We start from the raw sequence: 20,698 nt of genomic DNA on the forward strand, positions 1-20,698 counted from the left end.
TAGAGCGGTTTCCGGCCCTTCTGAATCGTTGAGGATTCACATTGGCTCGATTTTCTGATTCAGGCTTCTTGCCGGATTGGAGGCCGGCAGGGATGCCGCGAGTGCTGTCACAAGATCTTCGGGAGCGGGTGGTCGCCGCGATTGCGGGCGGCATGTCATGTCGGGCTGCGGCAGCGCGGTTTGGGGTGAGTGCCGCAAGCGCGATCCGCTGGCGGCAGTTGGTCGTTCAGCACGGTACGCCGGCAGCCAAGCGGCAGGGTGGCGACCGCCGTGCGGCCCGGATCGACGCACACGCGGCCTTCATCCTGGACGCGATCGAGGCGAAGGACGACATCACGCTGGTCGAGTTGCAGGTGCTGCTCGCCGAGCGCGGCACGCCGGTCGGGATCGGGACGCTGTGGCGGTTCTTCGACCGGCATCAGATTACGCGCAAAAAAAGACAGCGCACGCCACCGAGCAGGACCGCCCTGACGTCTTGAAGCGCCGGGAAGAGTGGTTCGATGGCCAGCTCGACCTCGATCCCGAACGCCTGGTCTTCATCGACGAAACCTGGGCGTCCACCAACATGGCGCGTCGCCACGGTCGCTGCCGGCGCGGCGAGCGGCTGCGCTCGGGCGTGCCCCACGGACACTGGAAAACCACCACCCTTGTCGCCGGCCTGCGCCGCACCGGTATGGTGGCGCCGATGGTGCTCGACGGCCCGATCAACCGCGACGCGTTCGTTGCCTATGTCCGCCAAGTGCTGGTGCCCGACCTCTCGCCGGGCGACATCGTCATCATGGACAATCTGTCGAGCCACGAGGCGCCCGCCGCGCGCGATGCCATCGAAGCGGCGGGCGCCAGGCTGCTCTTCCTTCCGCCCTACAGCCCCGACTTCAACCCGATCGAGCAGGCGTTCTCCAAGCTCAAGGCGCACCTGCGCAAGGCCGCCGAGCGCACCATCCACGGCCTGTGGGACGCCATCGGCCGCATCCTCGACCTCTACCCACCACAGGAGTGCGCCAACTACTTCGCCAACGCCGGCTACGATGCAGACTGATCGGAAACTGCTCTAGTACCCCAAACAGCGACAACAAAGAGGGCGAGCAACAGGTGCGTTGCAGGAATGCCAGGCTCGGATTGGTTGATTCTGGTGTGAGGGAAGTTTGCCATCTGGCCGCGCTTACCGGCATCCACCCGTACGTGCCACCAGAGCTGGCAAGCTGAGCCCGCGCTATAAACCCAGCGGCGTACGAAAGGCGCAAGGATCACTGTGGGATGCGCTCGAGCATTTCTCAAGCGCGATTCCCCCGCAGCGTGGCACGGGCCTCTTGTCGTTGCATCCCCTGACGCCCGTCATCGCTCGTGCCCAAATAGTCGTTTGAATCGATCGGCACGTTCGGTCCTCCGACTGGGACAGGAAGGCTCGGACGTCGTTGCGGCGTTACATAGGGGGTGCACAGGACCGGCATGGAAGCGAAAGCGAGCAATCTCAGCCAATCGGTCGCAATGGGAGCCGCGGCGGGTCTGGCAGTAGGCCTTGCCGCCAATTTCGTCCGAAAGGCGGCCGTTCAAAGCCCGACGGTTCTTGCCAGCAACTGGGACGCTGCACTGGCCGCAGAACACGCTGCTGCGCTCAAGATCTTTGATCTAATCGAGCGCACTGACAACAAGGCGACCGGCCGGCGAGCGGCGTTGCTTGCTCAACTAAAGCACGCCGTCGGCAAACATGCGTTTCAAGAAGAAAATGTGATTTATGCAATGATGCGCGATCACGGGTTTACGGAGGCTGCGGACCACCTCAACCACGAGCATGGCTACGTTAAGCAGTATTTCTTCGAATTGACCGAGATAGCAAAGGACGATCGAGCCTGGCTGCCTAAGGTAAAGAAATTCCGCACCATGATCGAAACTCATATGCGGGAGGAGGAGAGTGACCTTTTCCCTAAGCTTCGCAGGAAATTATCTGACGAGCAGAACAAGCACGTCACAGCCGCGATGAATAAAGAAGGCTTCAAGCTGGCTTGACACGCTGTGAGCGCTCGAGCCGGAGGCTACGTGTGGCATTCTACACGCCACAACGAGGTGAACGCTCCTGAAGCCGTATCTAACGCAACCGAGCACCCCAGAGCGAGGATCAGCAATCACGACCATGTCACTTTATCTGCGAGCCGCATCCGCGTAGCGGTCGTGCGCATCGGTAAACGGGCTGTTGCCATAACCGGCACGAAGCGCTGCCGCGCGTGCGTGGCACTCAGAAGCTGACACAGACCAGAAAGTTCCTCGCGACCGAACTCCTAAACTCGACCGCTACAGCACCACGCCCGGACTGGCTGATGGCTGTGACAGGCTGCCTTAGTGCCCGCTATAGGGAGGCATAATGCGATCGAGGGGAAGGGAGTGACCGGCGGGAGTTAACCCGATAAGTTGAGGATCTAGCTCGCCAGCGGTAATCGCTATCTCGAAAGCGTCGAGCATCCTGGTTACATCATCAGCGTTCCAGAACGTAACCGACTGACCGTTGATTACCAGCTGTTGTCCATCAGGGCGGGTCGGCGAAAAAGCGACCCTGCCGTTCTCGTTTTCAGCGATCCATCCAGCACCAGGAAGGTCATGGCGCTTTTCCTCATAAGCGCGGCGAGCATGAGCTAATTTGGAGAGCATGAGCGTGCGCTCCTTCTTCGGATCGGGTGCGATGCCGGTGGCTTCTTTGATGGTGTCGGTCAGAGACATAAGGCTACCCGTCTGTTTCGCAGGGACCTTGTCCGAACGATGCCGGCATAATGCGAGTTCCAGCCGTTCAGATCTTGAACTACGTTCGGAGCAATCGGCCAACTTGATATACGCTGCTTCCTAAGGGCAGCGCTCGCGCTGCGTTCGAAAAGCAGCATATTCGACGATGGGCGAGTGAGATCCGACGTGAAAAGTTGGCCCGCCATGCCGTGTTCAGAGGAGTTGGCAGGCCATAGTTTGTTCCGCAGCCGACTCGCTATCGCTGCGCAACAATCGTGTACGCTTTGCACCGCCAGCAGAAGCGAATTTTCTTACAATTGTTTCGAAAAAAAGCGCCCCGCTGAAAAGGGAGAAGGCGGGGCGCAGGATAGAGTCATGCTCGCGCTTATTTCGCGCGCCGCATCAAAGCGCCGAGCAGCCGCTGGTTCCGTGATGTTGAAGATTGAAGGTGCCCCGCCCAGCTTCGGGTTGAGCGAGGCACCAGGTTGCGATTCAGGGAGAAACGCTGGGCCAGCCTGGTTCAAAAAATTTGGTGGCACAAGCCGCTATTTAGAGGGTTGCAACACGAGCACCAAGGCGGGGCTGCCCAAAGAACCTGCCCCAGCACGGAGCTATTTCATTTTTCTTTGTAGTGGCAGGGACACGTCCAACGTTAACCCGTATTTTGTCACCTTCCGGGCTTCTTCGCAGCCGCCTGTAATCACCGCTTTGCAAATAACAGGCAATCGATCCGCTTCTGCTTCGCTTATGATAGCGCGAAAGGCCGAAACGTGTTGCTCAGGGATCTGGCCCGCTGACATACCATCGATCGTGACGATTACCGCGCTTTTGTGAGAATCATCGTAGTCACTCGCTAATATTTGAGCGACTGCCTGCCAATATACACCATCACGCCACCTACCACCAATAATCTGCTGAAAGACATTTTGGCAGGCACTTTCACCCACAATGGTCACCCCGCCTCCGGTCGCTAGGGGAAACGCTTTATCGAGCTTCCACCAGTTGCGTTCAAGGAGGCGACGCCCTTTGCCGTCTTCTATTTTCTCCCCAAGCAGCAGCCTCGACAGTGACGACCAAATTTCCATGGCAAAAAAGCTGGAGTGATCACTGTCTCATGTCAATCGCATAGCAGGCCAGGTCTTCTTACACCGGTGGCTTGAAGCGAGACAAGCAGAGCGTGTCGTGCATCAGATCTGTGACGAGCCGGCTGCCGAACCACCGACTTTTCATGCCGCGTAAGGCGCGCCCTCCGAACGGCGATAGCGGAGGATAAACAGCGAACCACCGGCAAGAAACTGGCAGGGCGTCGCGCGGATATCTGGCAGTCACTCGGTGAGATCGACCTACATCAGAGCGGCTTGAACGATGGACGACAAGCCATTGGCTCCGGGCGTTGCTACCTTCAGCGATCCCGGGTCAGCGCCGTCGAATATACCGCGCGAATAGCGACGCGAGAGAGCGCCGAACGGCAGGCAGGCGTCGATCTGATCGTGAGCCTCAAGGGGGGGCGAACCTCCGTTCGACGAACGTGCGGTGTGCGGCAACGCGGGCGAGGTGATCGGGTTCAACGCTGGCGGTCAGCGCTCGGAGGGTAGAGGCTTGACGCGTCAACGCTATTCTGAAGGTGCCGCTCAGAACCAGCTGTGATCTTGTCAAATTGATCACTGTCGCGCTTTATGAGAGCGTTAAAACCGCGTCTTGGTCACTCGCACGATGCGTAGCACAACTGTAAACGTTTAGCTGCGGTATTGCCATGAGCAGATGTTCGTTCGTCTTGCAGAGACGGCGATCTATCGGCTCGCTGCTCGAGCTTTACGCACCCGGGCGGCGGCAGATGTTGCTAACGGGTGTTCAAGAACCCTCGATCATGTCGCGGATGCGGGTCGCAAGTGCCTCCACTGCAAACGGCTTGGTGATCATCTCCATGCCCGGCTCTAGGAAGCCATTGGCGACGGCGGCATTCTCGGCATAGCCGGTCATGAAGAGCACCTTGAGGTCGGGCCGTTGCTGACGCGCGGCGTCAACGACCTGGCGGCCGTTCAGTCCAGGTAGTCCGATGTCCGTGATCAGCAGGTCGAGCCGTACCTTCGACTGGAGGATGGCAAGTCCTGCAGGCCCGTCCGCGGCCTCAATGGCGCGGTAGCCAAGCTCCTCGAGCACATCGACCACGAGATCGCGCACAGCCGCTTCATCTTCGATTACCAGCACCGCTTCCCCGGCTGCGGCGCGATGGTCGTCGGTCAGTTCGCCATGATCTTCCTCGGCACCGTCAAGCTCGCCATAATAGCGGGGCAGGTAGAGCTTGACCGTGGTGCCTTGAGCAACCTCCGAGTAGATGCGAGCATAGCCTTCAGACTGCCGCGCAAAGCCGTAAATCATCGATAGCCCAAGTCCCGTGCCCTGACCGATCGGCTTGGTCGTAAAGAAAGGTTCGAACGCCTTCTCGATCGTGTCGGCGGTCATCCCGATGCCGGTATCGCTCACGCAGATGCAGATATATTGCCCTGGTTTGACGTCGCGCTGACGCGCGACATAGGCATCGTCGAGTTGCGCATTGCAGGTCTCGATCGTGAGCACGCCGCCTTCGGGCATCGCGTCACGGGCGTTGATCGTGAGGTTGAGAATGGCGCTCTCGAGCTGATGAGGGTCACACAGCGTCTGCCACAAGCCCCCGGCCGTCACGATCTTAAGCGAAATGGCTTCGCCAATCGTTCGCCGGAGCAGTTCCTCCATGCCGCTGACGAGGCGGTTCGCGTCGACTGACTTGGGATCGAGCGGTTGACGGCGCGAGAACGCTAGCAAGCGGTGGGTGAGCGCGGCCGCGCGATTGGCTGATGTCATCGCCGTCGTCGCGTAGCGCTCGATCTTGCTGGTCTCACCTTTGGTGATCTGGCGCTGCATCATGTCGAGCGAGCCGATGACGCCTGTGAGCAGGTTATTGAAATCGTGCGCGATGCCGCCAGTCAGCTGGCCTACCGCTTCCATCTTCTGCGCCTGGCGTAGGGCTTCCTGCGCCGCATGCAATTCGGCTTCACGTGCCTTGACGTGACTTAGGTCGCGACCAACCGCGATGAAGTTAAGCCCGTCGGGCTCAGGCGCGACGGTCCATTCGATCGGCTTCCAGCCGCCATCCTTTGTCGCGATCCTGTTCTCGAACCGGGTGGGCTTCCCGGTGGCGGCCATATGCGCAATCGCTGCCAGCGTCGGAGGCGCGTCCTCCGTATGCATGAAGGCCGCATAACCGCGCGATAGTAACTCTGCCTCGTTCCAGCCTAGAATGCGCGTCCAGGCTGGACTAACCGCCGACATCATCCCGTTGTAATCGGCGCGGGCAAGCATATCCTGAGACAAGCTCCACAGACGCTCGCGCTCAGCCACCGCGCCGCTCTCGCGAAGCACCGCCTCTGCTATCTTATTGTCGGTGATGTCCAAAACGACGCCGGCCGAGCGCAACGGCAGGCCGTCGACGTCTCGTTCGATGGCGCCACGTGATGCAATCCAACGCACCTCGCCGTTTGGCCGCAATATGCGGTACTCGCTGATCAGGTCGTCGCCGGACGACATTGCTTCAGCAAGTTCCTGCCACACGCGCACTCGGTCTTCCGGATGCAAGGTCTCGTTACGGCGCTCGGGCGTCACCTCACCGCCGTCCTCGACGCCCAAGATCTCCATCGTGCGCTTCGACCAAGACCCGCGGACCCGCCGCATATCCCAATCCCAGGTACCGATCTTGGCGCTCTCGGTAGCCAGTCGGAGCTTCGCTTCGCTCTCGCGAAGCGCTTGTACGCCGACAACTTTCTCGGTGGTCTCCGTACAGGCGCAAAATACGCCGGCGATTGCCCCGTCATCGTCGCGCGCCGGGGAATAGGAAAAGGTGAAGTACGTCTGCTCCTCGAAGCCATGCCGATCCATGAGCAACGGGAGATCTTCGAGCCAAGTGGCCTCGCCGGCCAAAGCTCGGCGCGCGAGTGGGCCAATCTCGGCCCAAATCTCACGCCAGATGTCCTCGAAGCGGGCACCCATCGCATGGGGATGCTTGTTGCCCAAAATCACCGCATAAGCATCATTGTAGATGAAGGCGAGCTCCGGGCCCCATGCAACGAACATTGGAAACTTGGACGCAAGCATTAACGAGACGATTGTTCGCAACGAATTGGGCCAGTGTTGCGGTGCGCCCAGCGGTGAATTGGCTGCATTCAGCGACCGCATCAAGGCGGCTGTCTCACCTTTGACGCGTAGGAAGGCCGGGGTATTTTCAGAAAAAGATGTCGGCTCAACCATGCGACCAAGCTAGCGAGCCGACGTGCGGCACGAAAGCAACTGCATCAATGCGGTCCATCTTTATGTCAGTCCGCACGCAGGGCTTTGGTCATGCGTCTTGAACGAGCGCGGCGATCTCGCGCCGAAGCTGGTCGACGCTATATGGCTTCCTTATAAATTGCCCGTCGTCAGGTACTTGCGATTTGGAAGGGAACGTGTCGCCCGACGTGATCAGAAGCTTGATCGAGGGCCAACGTTCGTGGACGATCTTCGCCAGCGCTAGACCATCGATACTGCCTGGCATGCGAATGTCGGTGAACAGCACCGCCACCTCGCCGTGCCTTTCGAGAAACTGCAACGCCTCCTCGGCCGTCTCAGCTTCGGCTACTTCGTAGCCAGCATCGGACAGGATGTCCGAACCTACCAACCGGACGAGCATCTCGTCCTCGACAATCAGGATACTGCGATCTTTACGCGTCAACACGTCGCCTACTCGATAACCGACTTCGCTCAACGCTACCTTGACGGCCGAGTTCCACTCGCGTCGTAGAAACAATCACATTATCAGCTACTTACCCTAATCGAGACTGCCGCAGGCCAATCCCCCCACTGTGGAACGGGAGCAGGCAGATGATCGATTTATCACGCCGCCGCCGTTCCAAAACTTGGCTGATGATGTCGCTCGGTGCCTCAGGCCATCGCATGGAAGAACGCGACGATCTGCTCCGCGTATAGCGCCGCGCCGATCGGCGTTGCTGTCGCGTGCGTGCGATCCGTCGGCCGATCGATAGACTGGCCGGTGACGGTGTCAGTCTCTATCGGTTTTGTCGGAAAAATCAGGCGGTCTGGCATAGCGGCGTGCGTGTTGATGATGTCGACCTGCGGGTCAGCCGCATATCGGCTTAGGTGATCGAGCAGCAAAGGAGCAAGACCGAGCTCCCAGTGATGATTGTACGTCTGATGATTGCCGATCATTGGGACTGCCAGCCCAATACGACAGGCAGGCGCGGCCGCTTTGATCTGGCCGACAATGATGGCGATCGCCGTCGATGCGCTCTGCACCCCCGTCATCAGGCCGTCCGTACCAATGTCATTGATGCCGAGCGCGATGGTCACTGCAGTCGGATCCGCGAAACCGAACCGGTCGAGGTAGAATCGGAAGTCGAACACGTGACCGTTGCGCACGATCGCGGGATCATCGGCTTCGGTTGCGGCGCGAATGAATGGGTTGCGATCATCGGTCGCACTCGCGCGGGCGGCTTGCTCGTCACCCGGCGGTAGCGGGCCGTATTTGTCGTCTGCATGAATAAAGTCGACGGCGCGCCAGCTTGCCCGGCCTTCGCCGTCGATCGTCGTTCCGTCCCATCGACGTGTTCCAATCCACGTCGGCGTCACCGCCGTTTTCGTCAGCATGTTGCCGATAACCTGCTGCGTACCCGCTGTCGTAGAGTCGCCGATCATCAGAAAAATTGGCGAGCCAACCTTCGTTGCATCAGATTTACCGATGGCAAGTGGGAAGGTAATTTCTAGCGGGTCTGTCGCGCGGCTTGTGAGCTTCAGAACGGCGGTTGAGCCTAATCGATCGACAGGAAGATCGACCGCGGCCGTGAAGCTGCGCGCCAGCGGCTGCCCCGCTTCGTCCTGAGACAAAACAAAGAACTCCTGTCCGACCGCGCGCTCACGTTTTTGCAGCATCGACGGGCCAAACAGCGTGATGTGTCGCCCGCTGATACCGAACAGCTTCGGCCCGAGAACGATGCGCGGGGGTGTGCCGCGTGCGCGTAAATTTGCTTGAGTTTCTTCCGGCGCTGTCTCCTCCAGCTTTCCCTCGTTTGCCATGACATCCGGTGCCGAGGTGCCGGCCGGGATTTCTCTCTCGCGTCGACGCTTGCGCATCTCCAGCCATGGATCTCTGCGATCGCGCAAGAACGCGCGCGCGACGTCGCGCTCACCCCGCGCGTCCGCCAGGCTGACATCCGGATAGCGGCCGAGGAATAGGATCCGATCCTCGCCATTGAAGATGAAACGAAAGCGCCAAACCTTTTCGCCTTTCGGCGTGACAACGAGGTAGAGACCGGCCTCGTCGTCAAGTGCGTACAACTTCTGACCGGGACGCGCATCCCGCAAATCCTCGTCCCTGAGAGCCATCGAGCCTCAAAACTCCGTTACGCACACGACGCTCGTGGCCTCGTTCAAGGGCTTTGCAAATAGCGGGAAAAAAGCGTCGCCCGCGATCGATATATCGCTGGTGGGGCGTGCGGATGTTTAGGCAATGCCGCACCAGCTTAAGTCCGGCAGGAGCATGAGCACGGGCGGTCTGCTGACCGCTGGTGCTGATGCACGCAACCTCAGCGCGGCATCCCGCCAAGGCCGCTTGCTTTCCGCAATTCCGAACCATCCAGTCTGTAGCCATCAAGGAACACGGTTTGCACATGGCGCAGTGCGCCGAGGTTCTGTGACACGTCGCCATCAACCAGGATCAGATCGGCGCTTTTGCCCGCCGCGATCGAGCCGGTCGTCTCGGCCATGCCGACCATCCGCGCCGGAACGATCGTCGCCGTCTGCAGCGCCTCTGCGTTGCTCAGGCCCGCTTCCTGATAGAGTTCGAGCTCGCGTACGAGCTCCAGCCCCCAGCCATCGGTTCCTGCAACGATCGGCACGCCAGCCTCGTGCAGCTTGCCGACCACGCCGACCATCTTGGCGAAGCTCTTGCGGAAATCGTCGCGCGTCAGCCCGTCGAACAGCGGATAGCCCGCGATCTTCCAGCTGCGCGCTACCGCCGAGGGCGCAATGTCGACGAACGGCGCGTACTCAGGGGCGACTGCGCTCCCGTCCGACGTCATGAGCGGTTCCCACACCGTCAGCGTCGGATCGATGATTGTCTTGCGCTTGGCGAGCTCGGCATAGAATGCCTTCATCTCGGGCGAGTCGAGATCGACGTCCTTGCCGTATTTCGCCGGTCCTTCGAGCCGCGCCGCGGTGTTGGCCTTGTCGACGACCGCCTGAGGCATCGCCTGCATCATGATGAAGTTGATGTGCGTGATTTCGTCATACCCCGCGCGTACCGCTTCGAGGGGGCGCATGCCGGCGGGGATATGGCCGTGGACGTGGAGGCCCAGTTTGTGAGCCTCCGCTGCTGCTGGCGCGATCCAGGCGGGGTTCATCGAGGTGTAGAATTTCACCCCCCACATGCCCGCCGCCTTGATCTTGCGCACCGCCGCGATCGCCTCCTCGGGCGACGAGACGGTCAGCGCGCCCTGTGCTGCGAGCGGATCCTTGCGGTCGATAATGATCGAGACCTTGCCGTCGGGCGCAAGCAGCTCGCCCGCCGCGCGGCGCTTCATCAGGCTTAGCGTCTCGTCGATCATCGAGCCGGGGCTGCGATAATTGGTCATGCCAGTGGCCAAGTTCTGCAGCAGGTTCCAATCATCGCCGCCGACGTGACGATGCGCGTCCCACAGCCCGGGCGTCAGCGTCTTGCCGCGCCCGTCGATCGTCACCGTGCCCGCAGGCGCCTTGATTGACCCGCCAGCGCCGACCGCCGCGACCTTGCCGTCGCGCACCAGCACGGCGCGGTCGGGAAGATAGGTACCGGCGACCGAATCGAACATCAGCACATGATCGATCAGCGTTGGCGTGCGATTGGCCGGGCTCAGGAAACGTCGCGCGACATCGCGCACCATTACCGCTGTCTCGGCGTCCTGGATCTCCTTCAGCTTGGGCCCCGCCGCCTCAAAGCCTTCGGGCAGCAGCGAGATGACGCCGGCATTGCCGAAGAAGCGATTGTCCGTATCGAGCCACACCGGCGACGGCGAGAAGCCGAAGCCTTCGATGTAAGCAAGCTTTACGGTCTTCTTGCCAGCTGGCCCATTAATCTCAACCGGCTTCTTGATCGTGAGCGTGGCGTGGCCGCGCGGCAGCAGATCGACGCCCGAAGGACCCGCTGCGACGAGCGCCTCGATATCATGCTCACCCGCCAGCCACGGCCCGCCGTAGGTGTTGTAGCGCTTGCCGGCGAACGGTGCCGAGCCTTCATCGACCGCAGTCTTCCACCGCGCCACCCCGGCGCTGTCGACACTGAAATTCTCGGTCGCGTCCCCGGAATCGGTGAACCCGCGGATCGCCAGCTTGATCGGCCGCTTGTCCGGACCGAGCGTCACCACCTCGTCGGTTTCAGTGACCCAGCCACGCAGCGACATCGACATGCGATAGGAGATGTTGCCGTCGGGCGTTTTCCATGACCAGACATCACCGTGTTTCCCGGCAACCGAGCTGATCGTGAAATGCCGCGCGCCGGCGGGCGGCGTCATCAACTGCTCCTTGGTCGCAGGACCCGCCGTCGTGACCGCCTTCTGCGGCTGCGCGTCGTGCGCTCCCGCGGCAGCGGGTAGCGCTATGGCGGCAGCAGCGAGTAAGGACGCGAGCAGGCGACGGCGCATGGTAAAATCCCCCAGATCTCTCACGACACTGCCAAGCCGCGCGGATCGACGCAACGCCTCTCACAGGTGAGTGGCCAAGCCCATATGCTCGGCTTCGCTTTGCTCGACGTCGAGCCCTCGGGCGTGTTGTGTAAAATACGTCCCGCACGCCGGCGATGCTCGCACTCGAACTGCCGAATAATACATCGCAGCTTAAGGTCGCACATATGGACACCGGCACTATTGCGGGCGAGCCCTTCGCGAGCGCATGCAGCCCGCATTTAGGTGGGCGAACTCAAGCATGCTGGAACCAACTGATAAGAGTTCGGCAAGTTGGCGAAGGCAGGCGCGCCATACGTTCTGTCGAACACTCGTCATCACCATAACGCTGGGGGCTTTGATGTTTGCAAGCGCGGCCGAGGCCAGCGGCGTGACCCGGGTCGAGGTTCTAGGCCGAGAGGACGTAGGACAGTACGGCGGCAACGCATTTAGACGTTACCACGGCTTAGTGCACGGCACGGTGGCCGCAGACGAGGACGTGGCGGGCCTGCCTGTCGCGTTGGCCGGACGCACCGCGCTGACCTACGCGGTACCCTTCGAGGTCATCGCGCCCGTCGACCAGGCCCTTACCGACGCCGTCATCGTGGAGGTGGAGAACCGCGGGCGACCAACCGCCCTTGGTCTGCTGACTGGCTTTGCCGCCGGCGCGGCGGTGGCTCCGTCCGACGTGCGGTACCCGGCCGGCCTTGGCAACGGCTTTCCATTCCGCGCTGGCGTGGCATACGCGCGCGTGGCCTGGCAGGCGGGTGTTGCCGCCGACGTGCCGGCCGCCGCGCAGGGCGTGGGGCTCGTCATCCTGCGCGACTTCGGCCGGATGCTAGCTGGTGAAGGCGCCAACCGAGGTCCGCTGCCAACATTCCGGCGACGCGTACTCATGGGCATCAGTCAAAGCGCCTGGATGGCCAACGCGCTGGTGCAGGAGGGCTTTAACCGCGATCCGGCAACGGACAAGGCGGTGTACCAAGGCCTGTTTACCCGCAACGGCACTGGCAACGTGCTCGCTGTCAATCACGCGGCGGCCGGCGGGCCGCAGGCACCTTACCCGCTGCCTGACGCAGTGCCACTGACACCCGCGCAGCTGCTGACACGTCCCGGCAGCGATCCGATGGTGGTGGACGTGGCCGCCTACACTGACTTTTACCGCTTGCGGGCCAGCGTGTTTGCAGCGGCGCCCGGAGTGCCCCGCCTACGCCGCTACGCCGTGGCGGCAGCTCACGCACCGGCCGGCGGGTACCCCGACGCGCTCATCTTCGGCACCCTGCGCTGCAACGGTGGCGTGCCTGCGCCGCTCAATCCGCTAAACGACGCGGCATACGTGCGGGCTCTCCTCACGGCGTTGCTCGGCGCAATCGGTACGCGAGAGATTGCGGCCGGAAAGCTGCCGGCGGAGCACGCCTTTGACCTGGTTACGCCTGGCATCGCGCCTATCAATCTGCTGTCCGGGCAGAACATCCTCGTGCCGCGCGTAGACGGTGACGCCATGCCCGTGGGTGGCGTGCCGATGGCGGAGGCGGCGCTACCACTTGGCCGACCGGTGCCGCCAGCGATCTCGCCAGTGGGCACGCGCTCCATCACCGACGTGTGTGGCAACTTCGGTGGCTGGGCACCTTTTTCTTCAGCGGAGCTGCGGGAACGGTACGGCTTGCTTGACGACTATCGGAAGCGGGTCGCCTCTTTGCTGCAAGCACAAGTAAGGCGGGGTTGGCTGCTAGCCGACGACGTGGAAGCAGAGGCGGCACGGATTGGCATGGCTGCCGACCGCGCGTTTGGCTCGTACGCAAGAGAGGCCGGGCCGTAGCATCCGCTTAGCTCACGTTCCCTAAACGTTCTGTCCTACACGGCTGTTTAGCGCTACCTGAGGCGGAGAAGGGAGTCGCACATGATGCAGGTCGACGCGCCTCTGCTGCTCGCCGTGGCGGCACTGGTGAGCAGCTTCTCGTCCCTCGTGTGGGCGTTCCGGCGGCGGCCGTAAATCCGGCGGTCACGTGGAGCGCTGTTACTGCGCGCGAGATGATAGAGTATTGTTTGAGGTGGCGAAGGATGAGACACACGCTTCGCGGCGTGCTTAGGCTGGCCGCCTTTCTGGTGGCTGTGCCCGCGCTGGCCGACAACGCCAATTTGCACACCTTCCACTGCCTGCACGGCTGCCCGGTCGGCGCGCCCGCTAACGACGGCATCGTGGTGCGGGAGATTTACACGCTGGCCAGCAACCCGCTGACCAAGCTTGCCGACTGGGTGGCGTACCGTGTCACGCCCGACACCGTAGGCCCGTCGCAGCAGCGCAACTGGGCGGTCGACCCCGCGCTGGCGCCAGACGAGACGCTAGAAGAGGACGATTACAACGGGGCTAGCGCGGCGCTGCACGTGGACCGCGGGCACCAGGCGCCACTGGCAGCGTTCTCGGGCACGCCGTTCTGGAACGAGACAAACGTGCTCTCCAACATAACGCCGCAGGCGGCCGCGTTGAACCAAGGCGCTTGGCAGCGGCTGGAGGCGCGCGAGAACACCTTGGCGGTCAAGGGCAAGCTAGCCGTGTACGTGGTGACCGGGCCGCTGTTCGAGCGCTTGATGGCGCCGCTGCCGGCCGGGCCGGCGCTGCACCGGGTACCGAGCGGCTACTGGAAGGTGGTGGCCACCGCCGACGGGCGGCTGACGGCGTTCCTGTTCGACCAGCAGACACAGCGTGGCGCGGACTACTGCGCCATGCGCGCGCCTTTAGAGGAGGTGGTGCTTCGCGCCCGTCTGGTGCTCTTCCCTGGACCGGGCGCGCCCACGACGTGGCGGCCACTAGATGGCGAGCTGGGGTGTAAGCAGGCGGCGTCTGTGCGGCCGGAAGGTGCGCGGATTGAGACGCGGTAAACGTCGGGACCAAGGTTTAGGCGCCGTAAGCCAACGTTTGGTTCCCGCTCACTTGCGGACACTGGCCGTCGCCTGCAAGAACGTACAATGCTCGTCGTATTAGTCGTGCTTACCTGTATCATCGTTGCAGCTCTTGTGATTGCAAGCGCTGTCTCTGCCGTGTGCTTCCTATTCACGAAGAGTAACGCTCTATCGATAGCGTTGGGGACGCTTGCCTTGCCGACGCTGATTTGCTCTTCGTTCGTGTACTGGATGATGACGATGGAAGTAGATGACCAGTCGCCGGGCAACGTCCTGATCGGAAGCTTGGTCGCTTTGGCGGTCGTTACACCTACAACACTTTTCGCCAGCCGTTTCACCGTCCGGTTGCTGTCACACCGCACTGCGCAGAGTGCCGGCTGACCTAATAATATCGGGCGCCAAGGCGATCATGGGCCGACATCCAGTCAAGTGGCAGCCCATACACCCGCTCGCAGCTCCGCTGGTACCGGGTAGCCCTGCTTTAGCAGACGGGCGACCATGTCCTCGTAATAGTTCATTGGGCTGTTGCCCCAAGGCTTTGGATCGACGATCGTGTAGTTTGCCCAGTATCCTTCAAAGACGCTCCGATCCTGCAGGTGGGGGTATAGCGCTCGTAGCGCGAGCCGCACCTCCTCAACCGGGATTGCCTTGCGCGAGCCGCTGAACGACGCACGCAACAAGTTGTGGAGCGCCAACTCGATCGTGATCATTGCTGCGCGACGCCGACGAAGCTCGGGCAGACCTTGGCCGCACGCCTCGATCTGTACTTTCACGTCACGGCTGGAGCACTGCGGGCAGTTCAGCTCCCGGCATATCACCGCCCAGTCGCTCGACGCGCCGACGCTCCGGCGCATGATAAACTCCTCCCGATCAAGGAGGGTCTTCCGCTCGCACCCGCGGCACACGATCCGGATCGCGCCGTCGATCTTCCGCAGGTCGTAAATCGTTTTCGGCGGCCCAACCATCGAGCCGAAGTACCGGAACATACCCAGAACGTAAGGGCTGGTGATGTTGGAGAAGTTGTGCAGGGGTGCGCGATGATCGTGATCCTAGCTACGCTTGCCGCTGCCGCAGTTCCGCCCGGCACCACGTTCCGTTGCACACCAACACGGGTCTGGGATGGGGATGGCCCGCTATGGTGCGCAGAGGGCCCGCGCATTCGTCTGTCCGACATAGCCGCACGTGAGATGGACGGCACCTGTCGCAGCAATCAGCCGTGCCCCAACGCGAGCGCAGGGGCTGCTCGAGACGCCCTGGTAAAGCTTGTTGGCACGCCCATCGCAGATCGCGCGAGGGCCACGTTTTGGTGACTGCGCCGACGCTTACCTGCCGCTCACTTGGTAAACGAAAAGGCTTGAGAACCGCCGCTTGGTGCACGTCACCCCGTTATAGCGAATTGTCCTGCGCTATGGTTCGCACAGGCACAGTCTTGAAGTGGCAAAGATACTGGCGCGGCCAGCGATGCAGCATTTGAAGCCGGTCAAAGGGTCTCGCCTGTCGTCAATGTCGCTCGTTGAGATCGCCCGCAGATGACGCGACCAGAGCCTCTTCAGCAGCGATTAGTGCGCGCTTCTCTTCCGCCATGATCCAGCACAACATGTCTTCCTCATACCAAGGCGCTGTTTCGACAGCTTCGACGGACGGTCTCACGCCGGTCCAGACCAACAAGCCTTCGATCACCGTCCACGTGATTACCACCACCGCCACAACAGCAAGCGCAATCAGTCCAAGCCCGAGTAGTGGAATGGCGCAAATGGCAGCGGCAATAAGAACGGGTAGGAGAACAAACTCTCGCATCGCAACTTTGTGACCCAGCTTCTCCGTCGCGGCAAGGCAGTATAGGTTAGCTTTATGACGCCAGATCAGGAACGATGGGCTGAAGCGCTGGCGATCGAGCGGCAGCACGGCATGATGGCGCCGATGTGGATCGCCGAACGTATCGGTGCGCTGGCTATGGCCGGGGACCATGTCGGCGTCGCACGGTTTCGCAAGATCGCGGCGAAGCACGAACAGCTGCTCTCCAACAATCGAGGCGCTTGCTAGCGCCCGCCTTGGGGCGACTTGGATTCGGCAACGCCTTGACGCGTCGCGCGAAATAATTCTCCGATGTCACCAGCACTTGGCGCGGGGGGCGCCGAGTCGAAAGGGGAGGATTCAATGATTATTCGCTCTGGCGCGTTTGCGTGCGCGCTTTGCTTTGCCGTCACCGCGCAGGCGCAGGTTGCGGCACCGATCGCTACGCTGGCGCCGGCGGCTGCCGATAATACGCTGCGGGTTGGCACGAAGGTGCCGCTGAAGCTCAGCCAGGAGCTAACCACGAAGGGCAAGCTTCTCCGCGTCGGTCAGCACTTCAATATGGAAGTGTCCGAGCCTGTCATGGTCAACGGCCAGGTCGTTATCCCCGCAGGCGCGCCTGCAGTCGGCGAGATCACCGAGGTGCGCAACAAGGGCATGTGGGGCAAGTCAGGTCACCTGACCGCACAGATGCTCTATGTCAGTGTCGGCGGCCGCCAGATCCGCATGACCGGTACGTTCGACGACAAGGGCGTAACCGGTACCGGCGGGGTGATCGCTGCGGTGGCGCTGATCCCTGTTGCCGGGTTTTTCACTACCGGAACCAGCGCCAAGCTGCCGGTTGGTACCGCTGTGACTGGCTTCATCGGCGAGGACATCCCGGTGACCATGGCTGCTAGCGCCGTTGCGCCTCTGGCCGCGCAGCCGGCAAGTGCGCCGATCTCTGCCGCCCCGGCGCCTGCTGCACCTGCGCTTACGCCAGCGGTGGCGTCGAAGCCGAAAATCTGACTTTGGATCGCGCCCTGACAACTTGCGGTGTCTCGTAGGTCGGCAGGGCGCGGGGTTTCTTCATATGAACCTGCTAAAGCGTCTTTGGAATTACGAAACCGACAGCCCATGGGTCTGGGTGCCCCTGTGGGCATTCGGACTACTGCTATTTGGCGGCTTTGTGATTTAGCCGCGCCGCCCTTCGCACGCTTACTTATCCACAGCTTCCACAGGCCGCACGTCGCAACCCGACTCCAACGGTTCGCGTAAGCTCTTCGTGGCTTCGGTTCTTACTCCTTCCACTGGCGAGGAGGTCCGCGATCTGCTCGCGCATCTGCTGGCTGGCGTGACGCACGCCAGCGAGGCTACGTGGCATCAGCGCATCGGCACGATCGAGCGATACCCGACTTGGAAGTACGTGCGGTTCAACTGGGGTGTCGCGCCAAACACGAGAGGCGCTGATCGCCAGGCTATCGCAAAAGCAGTCGAGATAGTCAGAGCCGAGCACCCTTACATCACCGACCCGTTCTCGACGGACGTCGACTGGTTACGTCAGTGACTTGCGCACGTGGCCCGGCCCGCTGACACCGTTTCCCGAAAGCAGGCCGGCAGCTTTCAGCGCTGCAACTCTCTGATAGCGGGCAGGCCGCTTACGCCCAAAAGCGGACATGCTATCTCGAATTGTTCGCTTTAATCTTGGCTGGCGAACGGGCCCGACAAGGGGATCGGTCCGTTGAGGGTGCGAAGGAAAAATCATGCCCAACCAAAATGATGATCAGATGCCGTCGAACGATGATTCCGCGAAGCGGCCGTTCAACCCCAATGGCGGTGAAGACGAAAGTAGTGCGTCCAACGGCGCGAACGATGATCACCTGCACGACGATCAGAAGCCGCTACATCAACAGAATTTGGCCGGGGACGATCAGATCGATGACGATGATCCGAATAAGGTGGAGAAGCTCGCCAAAGCAGGGCAAGACATCGATCCGGATGCCGGGAGCGACTGATATGGCCGCCTATGCAAGCTTGCGAGCCTAGCACATGACGTCGCGCACCTGCTGAGGATGGCAAGCTTGCAAGCCGCCGTCTTAACAAGAGCGAAAGCGATGGTGGCGCTTATTTCAAGCGAATGCCGAACACTTGGTCGCAGAGGCCAAGTCGCTCGTCCGATCTGTATGTTCATCGCTTACGGACGTTCCGCTGGGTACCCGTCGATAACCGCCAATCACATCGATTGAACAGCTGGCCGCGAGCACGTCAGCGTACGCCGCGCATGCTTTATGCGTAATCTAGTTTTTGATGTTAACCATCTTCACCGGATCAAGCTTGGTTGATGGCTTGGACACATTGGTCTTCACCTTTTCGGCCTTGGGTTTTCGGATCTCTTTATTCGACTTCTGCTGGCTCTTAGCCATAGCTGATACCTCACGGGCGAAGAGCCCAGGTTGTCATGCCACGAATTGCGCGTTGCTCTCGCATACAATCGTGCGATCCTGACCAGATATATATCACATCCGACGCGCTGGAAGAGGTGGCAAAACGGTTCAGAAGGACAGCGGCTTGCAAAACTTAGCGCAGAACAGATCAGCTACGGACCTGGCATTAGTCAGGAGTAGTCGGTCTGGCCGAATATCCGATGGTGCACTTTCCCAGGCAACGTGCTATCCAGTTTCTACCGCACTGCACGTCCGAGCATTGTGCGGCTGAGAGCCCGCTGCTCCCGCTCTGCCGGAGGCATATGCGATGGATCTCAATTATCTGCTCGGCCGCGAACAGCACGCGCTATACATGGCCGAGACGTCGCTTTCGACCAGCGCCCGCATGGCACATCGCGCATTCGCGAAAGCGTATGGTGAGCTAATCGCAGAGAGCGGCTTTCCCCACCACGCCAATAGCGCGCAGCAGCGTTGGCCTGCTTCCCAGTCGAGAGCGCAGGAGCGGGAGGCAAGTTTAGCCGGTTGGGAGCGCGAGAGCGGAAACCTCAGTCAAGAACATCGTCGCAAACCAATCCGTTTCCCGGCGCATTGCGCTGCCAATGACCACGGTACAGAACGAGCGTGAGCATTTTGCCCCCGATTGGTCGAGCGCATCTTGACGGCGCGATAAAAGAAGGCCGTGCCGCTGCGTGCAACCCAACCGTTGGCGAGGAGACGTGCCCTTACTCGAGCCACGATCAACCGATGACACGGCATGCTTGGCTACGCGGCTTTCGAGAAGCGCGAGAAAGCGGTCCTGCCAAGCATGCGAATGCCCCTTTCGCCGGAACCATGGTTAAGCCGACTTAGGAGGCGCGCGTCCGTGGCCATCACAAAGGCGTTACCGGTATGAGCTCGAAGTTCGAACCTTATCCATCGCCAGGGCGGTCTCGAAGTGGCTCGGTTTGACGACGCGATAAGACGTGCTGCCGGGCCGCTCTTGAACTTCAACTTCAACGCTGACCGCAATGAACGCGGTTCCGTGAGCTCTAGTGTAGCTGCGCTCACGGGTATGAATCACGTAAGCCCCAGCGGGCATAACGGTTGGATCGTCACCGATGGAGAACGGAAAGCCGAAGATCGCGGTCGATGTCGTGGTGCGCTCGCCACTCGATTCCAGCTGCACCTATCGAGCCCGCTGGAAGGGGGTACGTACGACCGCCCCGGAGATGAGCCTGCGCCCGAATACCTTGCGCATTGTCTCCGCTACCTCACTGCGCGTGAGCACCACCCGAACACCGCCGGCTGGCAGAAGCTCAAGCGCGCTGATCACCGCACCGTTCTTAAGGCACAGCTGAGACACTTCTGCTTCGGTAGCGTTGACGTTGATTGCACGGCTCATGACGGCTCCTTGAAGAAAGCGGGAGCCCGTTGGTCTCTCAGCCGTGTCGGTGCTTAGGATCGCAACCCGGTAAATACGATATGGGCTCGATGATGGCCAATAGATAGCCTCAAAGTAAGACCTTTGTATCAGCCACAAAACCGCTGTGGCGGACGTTCGCGATTCTTGGACTCGTAAACTAGCCGCGCCCACACGACATCTCGGACATCGTACTGCCTGCCCGAAGCGAGGTACGACTGAGAGCCGAGTGCTCCCGCTTAGAGGAGCCCGCGCTATGACCTTCCAATCCGAAGCTGAGTATTTTGCCAGCAGGGCAGAGGCTTGTCGGCGAGCCGCCGGTAAGTCGAAGAGTTTGGCCGATGCGTTAGCCAATGCACACCTCGCTGAACGATACGATTCCTACTCGAAGGCCTCGCGCGATCGAGAGGATAATTCGCCACTAGCGCTGCCCGTTAAGTGAGTTTCGGTCAACGCTGGACGCAAACAGCTGTCGATGATCTACGAGCCGCAGTGAACGACGGACTATCGATCGACGATATCGTCAGGCAGCTAGGCCGATCGCTCGAGGATATCGAACAGATGATGGTGCGCTTGCGTCTCAGTCTCCGTCAATCAGACCTGCAAGGCTGATAGAGGTGAGCGCAGCCGAAAGGGCCTGCAACAATCAGCTTGACGCCAGCGGGCTCGTATACGTTCACAGTATGAAATAGTTATCAGCGTTGTAGGCCCATTCACGGCAAAGCCGCCGGCGTCCCGAGCGGGGTTGTTGC

18 protein-coding genes are annotated in these 20,698 nt (G+C 61.1%); 9 read left to right on the top strand and 9 right to left on the bottom strand.

Features of this window, described 5'->3' with window-relative positions:
* Nucleotides 1-92 precede the first annotated feature (92 nt).
* Together B7L05_RS13545 and B7L05_RS13550 are read left to right on the top strand one after the other, a co-directional pair.
* A protein-coding gene (locus B7L05_RS13545; RefSeq protein WP_144037291.1) for an IS630 family transposase occupies nt 93-1,039 on the top strand; the annotation gives its coding sequence in 2 pieces (ribosomal slippage) (nt 93-429 and nt 429-1,039; 948 coding nt in all).
* Between the two features lie 410 nt (nt 1,040-1,449).
* The gene (locus B7L05_RS13550) at nt 1,450-2,007 is read left to right on the top strand and encodes a hemerythrin domain-containing protein (protein WP_085810828.1); all 558 of its coding nucleotides are present in this window, start codon (nt 1,450-1,452) and stop codon (nt 2,005-2,007) included.
* Between the two features lie 327 nt (nt 2,008-2,334).
* Here the strand turns inward: B7L05_RS13550 and B7L05_RS13555 are convergent, their stop codons facing one another.
* The 6 genes from B7L05_RS13555 to B7L05_RS13575 all read right to left on the bottom strand — a co-directional run bounded on the left by B7L05_RS13555 (nt 2,335) and on the right by B7L05_RS13575 (nt 11,411).
* On the bottom strand, nt 2,335-2,712 hold the full coding sequence (locus B7L05_RS13555; RefSeq protein WP_085810829.1) for a hypothetical protein: 378 nt from the start codon (nt 2,710-2,712) through the stop codon (nt 2,335-2,337).
* Nucleotides 2,713-3,323: 611 nt separating this feature from the next.
* Complete coding sequence (locus B7L05_RS16965; protein WP_144037292.1) at nt 3,324-3,797, bottom strand: hypothetical protein; 474 nt, start codon at nt 3,795-3,797, stop codon at nt 3,324-3,326.
* Between the two features lie 766 nt (nt 3,798-4,563).
* Nucleotides 4,564-6,993: a PAS domain-containing protein gene (locus B7L05_RS13560; RefSeq protein ID WP_085810830.1), complete on the bottom strand. Its 2,430-nt coding sequence runs from the start codon at nt 6,991-6,993 to the stop codon at nt 4,564-4,566.
* 88 nt (nt 6,994-7,081) lie between these two features.
* Nucleotides 7,082-7,486, bottom strand: a complete 405-nt coding sequence (locus B7L05_RS13565; protein ID WP_218776022.1) for a response regulator — start codon at nt 7,484-7,486, stop codon at nt 7,082-7,084.
* A gap of 176 nt (nt 7,487-7,662) precedes the next feature.
* A complete protein-coding gene (locus tag B7L05_RS13570; RefSeq protein WP_085810831.1) occupies nt 7,663-9,120 on the bottom strand; it encodes an integrase arm-type DNA-binding domain-containing protein in 1,458 nt (485 codons plus the stop codon).
* A gap of 200 nt (nt 9,121-9,320) precedes the next feature.
* The gene (locus B7L05_RS13575; protein ID WP_085810832.1) at nt 9,321-11,411 is read right to left on the bottom strand and encodes an amidohydrolase family protein; all 2,091 of its coding nucleotides are present in this window, start codon (nt 11,409-11,411) and stop codon (nt 9,321-9,323) included.
* A 379-nt stretch (nt 11,412-11,790) separates the two neighbouring features.
* Here B7L05_RS13575 and B7L05_RS13580 point away from each other — a divergent pair, with 379 nt between their 5' ends.
* Nucleotides 11,791-13,248: an alpha/beta hydrolase domain-containing protein gene (locus tag B7L05_RS13580; RefSeq protein ID WP_085810833.1), complete on the top strand. Its 1,458-nt coding sequence runs from the start codon at nt 11,791-11,793 to the stop codon at nt 13,246-13,248.
* A 242-nt stretch (nt 13,249-13,490) separates the two neighbouring features.
* Nucleotides 13,491-14,309, top strand: a complete 819-nt coding sequence (locus B7L05_RS13585) for a DNA/RNA non-specific endonuclease (RefSeq protein ID WP_179187224.1) — start codon at nt 13,491-13,493, stop codon at nt 14,307-14,309.
* 446 nt (nt 14,310-14,755) lie between these two features.
* On the opposite strand, the gene B7L05_RS13595 is transcribed toward B7L05_RS13585, so the two are convergent.
* Both B7L05_RS13595 and B7L05_RS17495 read right to left on the bottom strand, forming a co-directional pair.
* The gene (locus tag B7L05_RS13595) at nt 14,756-15,316 is read right to left on the bottom strand and encodes a hypothetical protein (RefSeq protein WP_085810836.1); all 561 of its coding nucleotides are present in this window, start codon (nt 15,314-15,316) and stop codon (nt 14,756-14,758) included.
* 514 nt (nt 15,317-15,830) lie between these two features.
* Complete coding sequence (locus B7L05_RS17495; protein ID WP_085810837.1) at nt 15,831-16,235, bottom strand: hypothetical protein; 405 nt, start codon at nt 16,233-16,235, stop codon at nt 15,831-15,833.
* Nucleotides 16,236-16,250: 15 nt separating this feature from the next.
* Between B7L05_RS17495 and B7L05_RS17885 the strand changes: the two genes are divergently transcribed.
* From B7L05_RS17885 to B7L05_RS16975, 5 genes are all read left to right on the top strand, one after another.
* A complete protein-coding gene (locus B7L05_RS17885) occupies nt 16,251-16,373 on the top strand; it encodes a hypothetical protein (protein WP_375601265.1) in 123 nt (40 codons plus the stop codon).
* Nucleotides 16,374-16,487: 114 nt separating this feature from the next.
* The gene (locus B7L05_RS13610; RefSeq protein WP_085810838.1) at nt 16,488-17,132 is read left to right on the top strand and encodes a hypothetical protein; all 645 of its coding nucleotides are present in this window, start codon (nt 16,488-16,490) and stop codon (nt 17,130-17,132) included.
* 256 nt (nt 17,133-17,388) lie between these two features.
* Nucleotides 17,389-17,670 (top strand): hypothetical protein, encoded by a 282-nt coding sequence (locus tag B7L05_RS13615; protein ID WP_085810839.1) that lies wholly within the window; start codon nt 17,389-17,391, stop codon nt 17,668-17,670.
* Between the two features lie 196 nt (nt 17,671-17,866).
* Nucleotides 17,867-18,118 (top strand): hypothetical protein, encoded by a 252-nt coding sequence (locus tag B7L05_RS13620; RefSeq protein ID WP_085810840.1) that lies wholly within the window; start codon nt 17,867-17,869, stop codon nt 18,116-18,118.
* A 736-nt stretch (nt 18,119-18,854) separates the two neighbouring features.
* The gene (locus B7L05_RS16975; RefSeq protein ID WP_144037295.1) at nt 18,855-19,172 is read left to right on the top strand and encodes a hypothetical protein; all 318 of its coding nucleotides are present in this window, start codon (nt 18,855-18,857) and stop codon (nt 19,170-19,172) included.
* Between the two features lie 255 nt (nt 19,173-19,427).
* Here B7L05_RS16975 and B7L05_RS13625 read toward each other — a convergent pair whose 3' ends face one another.
* Nucleotides 19,428-19,712 (bottom strand): hypothetical protein, encoded by a 285-nt coding sequence (locus B7L05_RS13625; RefSeq protein ID WP_085810841.1) that lies wholly within the window; start codon nt 19,710-19,712, stop codon nt 19,428-19,430.
* Nucleotides 19,713-20,698 lie beyond the last annotated feature (986 nt).

Source organism: Sphingomonas sp. TZW2008, from assembly GCF_002117915.1.
GTDB lineage: Bacteria > Pseudomonadota > Alphaproteobacteria > Sphingomonadales > Sphingomonadaceae > Sphingomonas.

What these genes read in the sequence shown, in the direction of transcription:
- B7L05_RS13550 (WP_085810828.1), top strand. Translation starts at nt 1,450, where the DNA reads ATGGAAGCGAAAGCGAGCAATCTCAGCCAATCGGTCGCAATGGGAGCC.
- B7L05_RS13555 (WP_085810829.1), bottom strand. Translation starts at nt 2,712, where the DNA reads ATGTCTCTGACCGACACCATCAAAGAAGCCACCGGCATCGCACCCGAT.
- B7L05_RS16965 (WP_144037292.1), bottom strand. Translation starts at nt 3,797, where the DNA reads ATGGAAATTTGGTCGTCACTGTCGAGGCTGCTGCTTGGGGAGAAAATA.
- B7L05_RS13560 (WP_085810830.1), bottom strand. Translation starts at nt 6,993, where the DNA reads ATGGTTGAGCCGACATCTTTTTCTGAAAATACCCCGGCCTTCCTACGC.
- B7L05_RS13570 (WP_085810831.1), bottom strand. Translation starts at nt 9,120, where the DNA reads ATGGCTCTCAGGGACGAGGATTTGCGGGATGCGCGTCCCGGTCAGAAG.
- B7L05_RS13575 (WP_085810832.1), bottom strand. Translation starts at nt 11,411, where the DNA reads ATGCGCCGTCGCCTGCTCGCGTCCTTACTCGCTGCTGCCGCCATAGCG.
- B7L05_RS13580 (WP_085810833.1), top strand. Translation starts at nt 11,791, where the DNA reads ATGTTTGCAAGCGCGGCCGAGGCCAGCGGCGTGACCCGGGTCGAGGTT.
- B7L05_RS13585 (WP_179187224.1), top strand. Translation starts at nt 13,491, where the DNA reads ATGAGACACACGCTTCGCGGCGTGCTTAGGCTGGCCGCCTTTCTGGTG.
- B7L05_RS13595 (WP_085810836.1), bottom strand. Translation starts at nt 15,316, where the DNA reads ATGTTCCGGTACTTCGGCTCGATGGTTGGGCCGCCGAAAACGATTTAC.
- B7L05_RS17885 (WP_375601265.1), top strand. Translation starts at nt 16,251, where the DNA reads ATGTGGATCGCCGAACGTATCGGTGCGCTGGCTATGGCCGGGGACCAT.
- B7L05_RS13610 (WP_085810838.1), top strand. Translation starts at nt 16,488, where the DNA reads ATGATTATTCGCTCTGGCGCGTTTGCGTGCGCGCTTTGCTTTGCCGTC.
- B7L05_RS13620 (WP_085810840.1), top strand. Translation starts at nt 17,867, where the DNA reads ATGCCCAACCAAAATGATGATCAGATGCCGTCGAACGATGATTCCGCG.
- B7L05_RS16975 (WP_144037295.1), top strand. Translation starts at nt 18,855, where the DNA reads ATGGATCTCAATTATCTGCTCGGCCGCGAACAGCACGCGCTATACATG.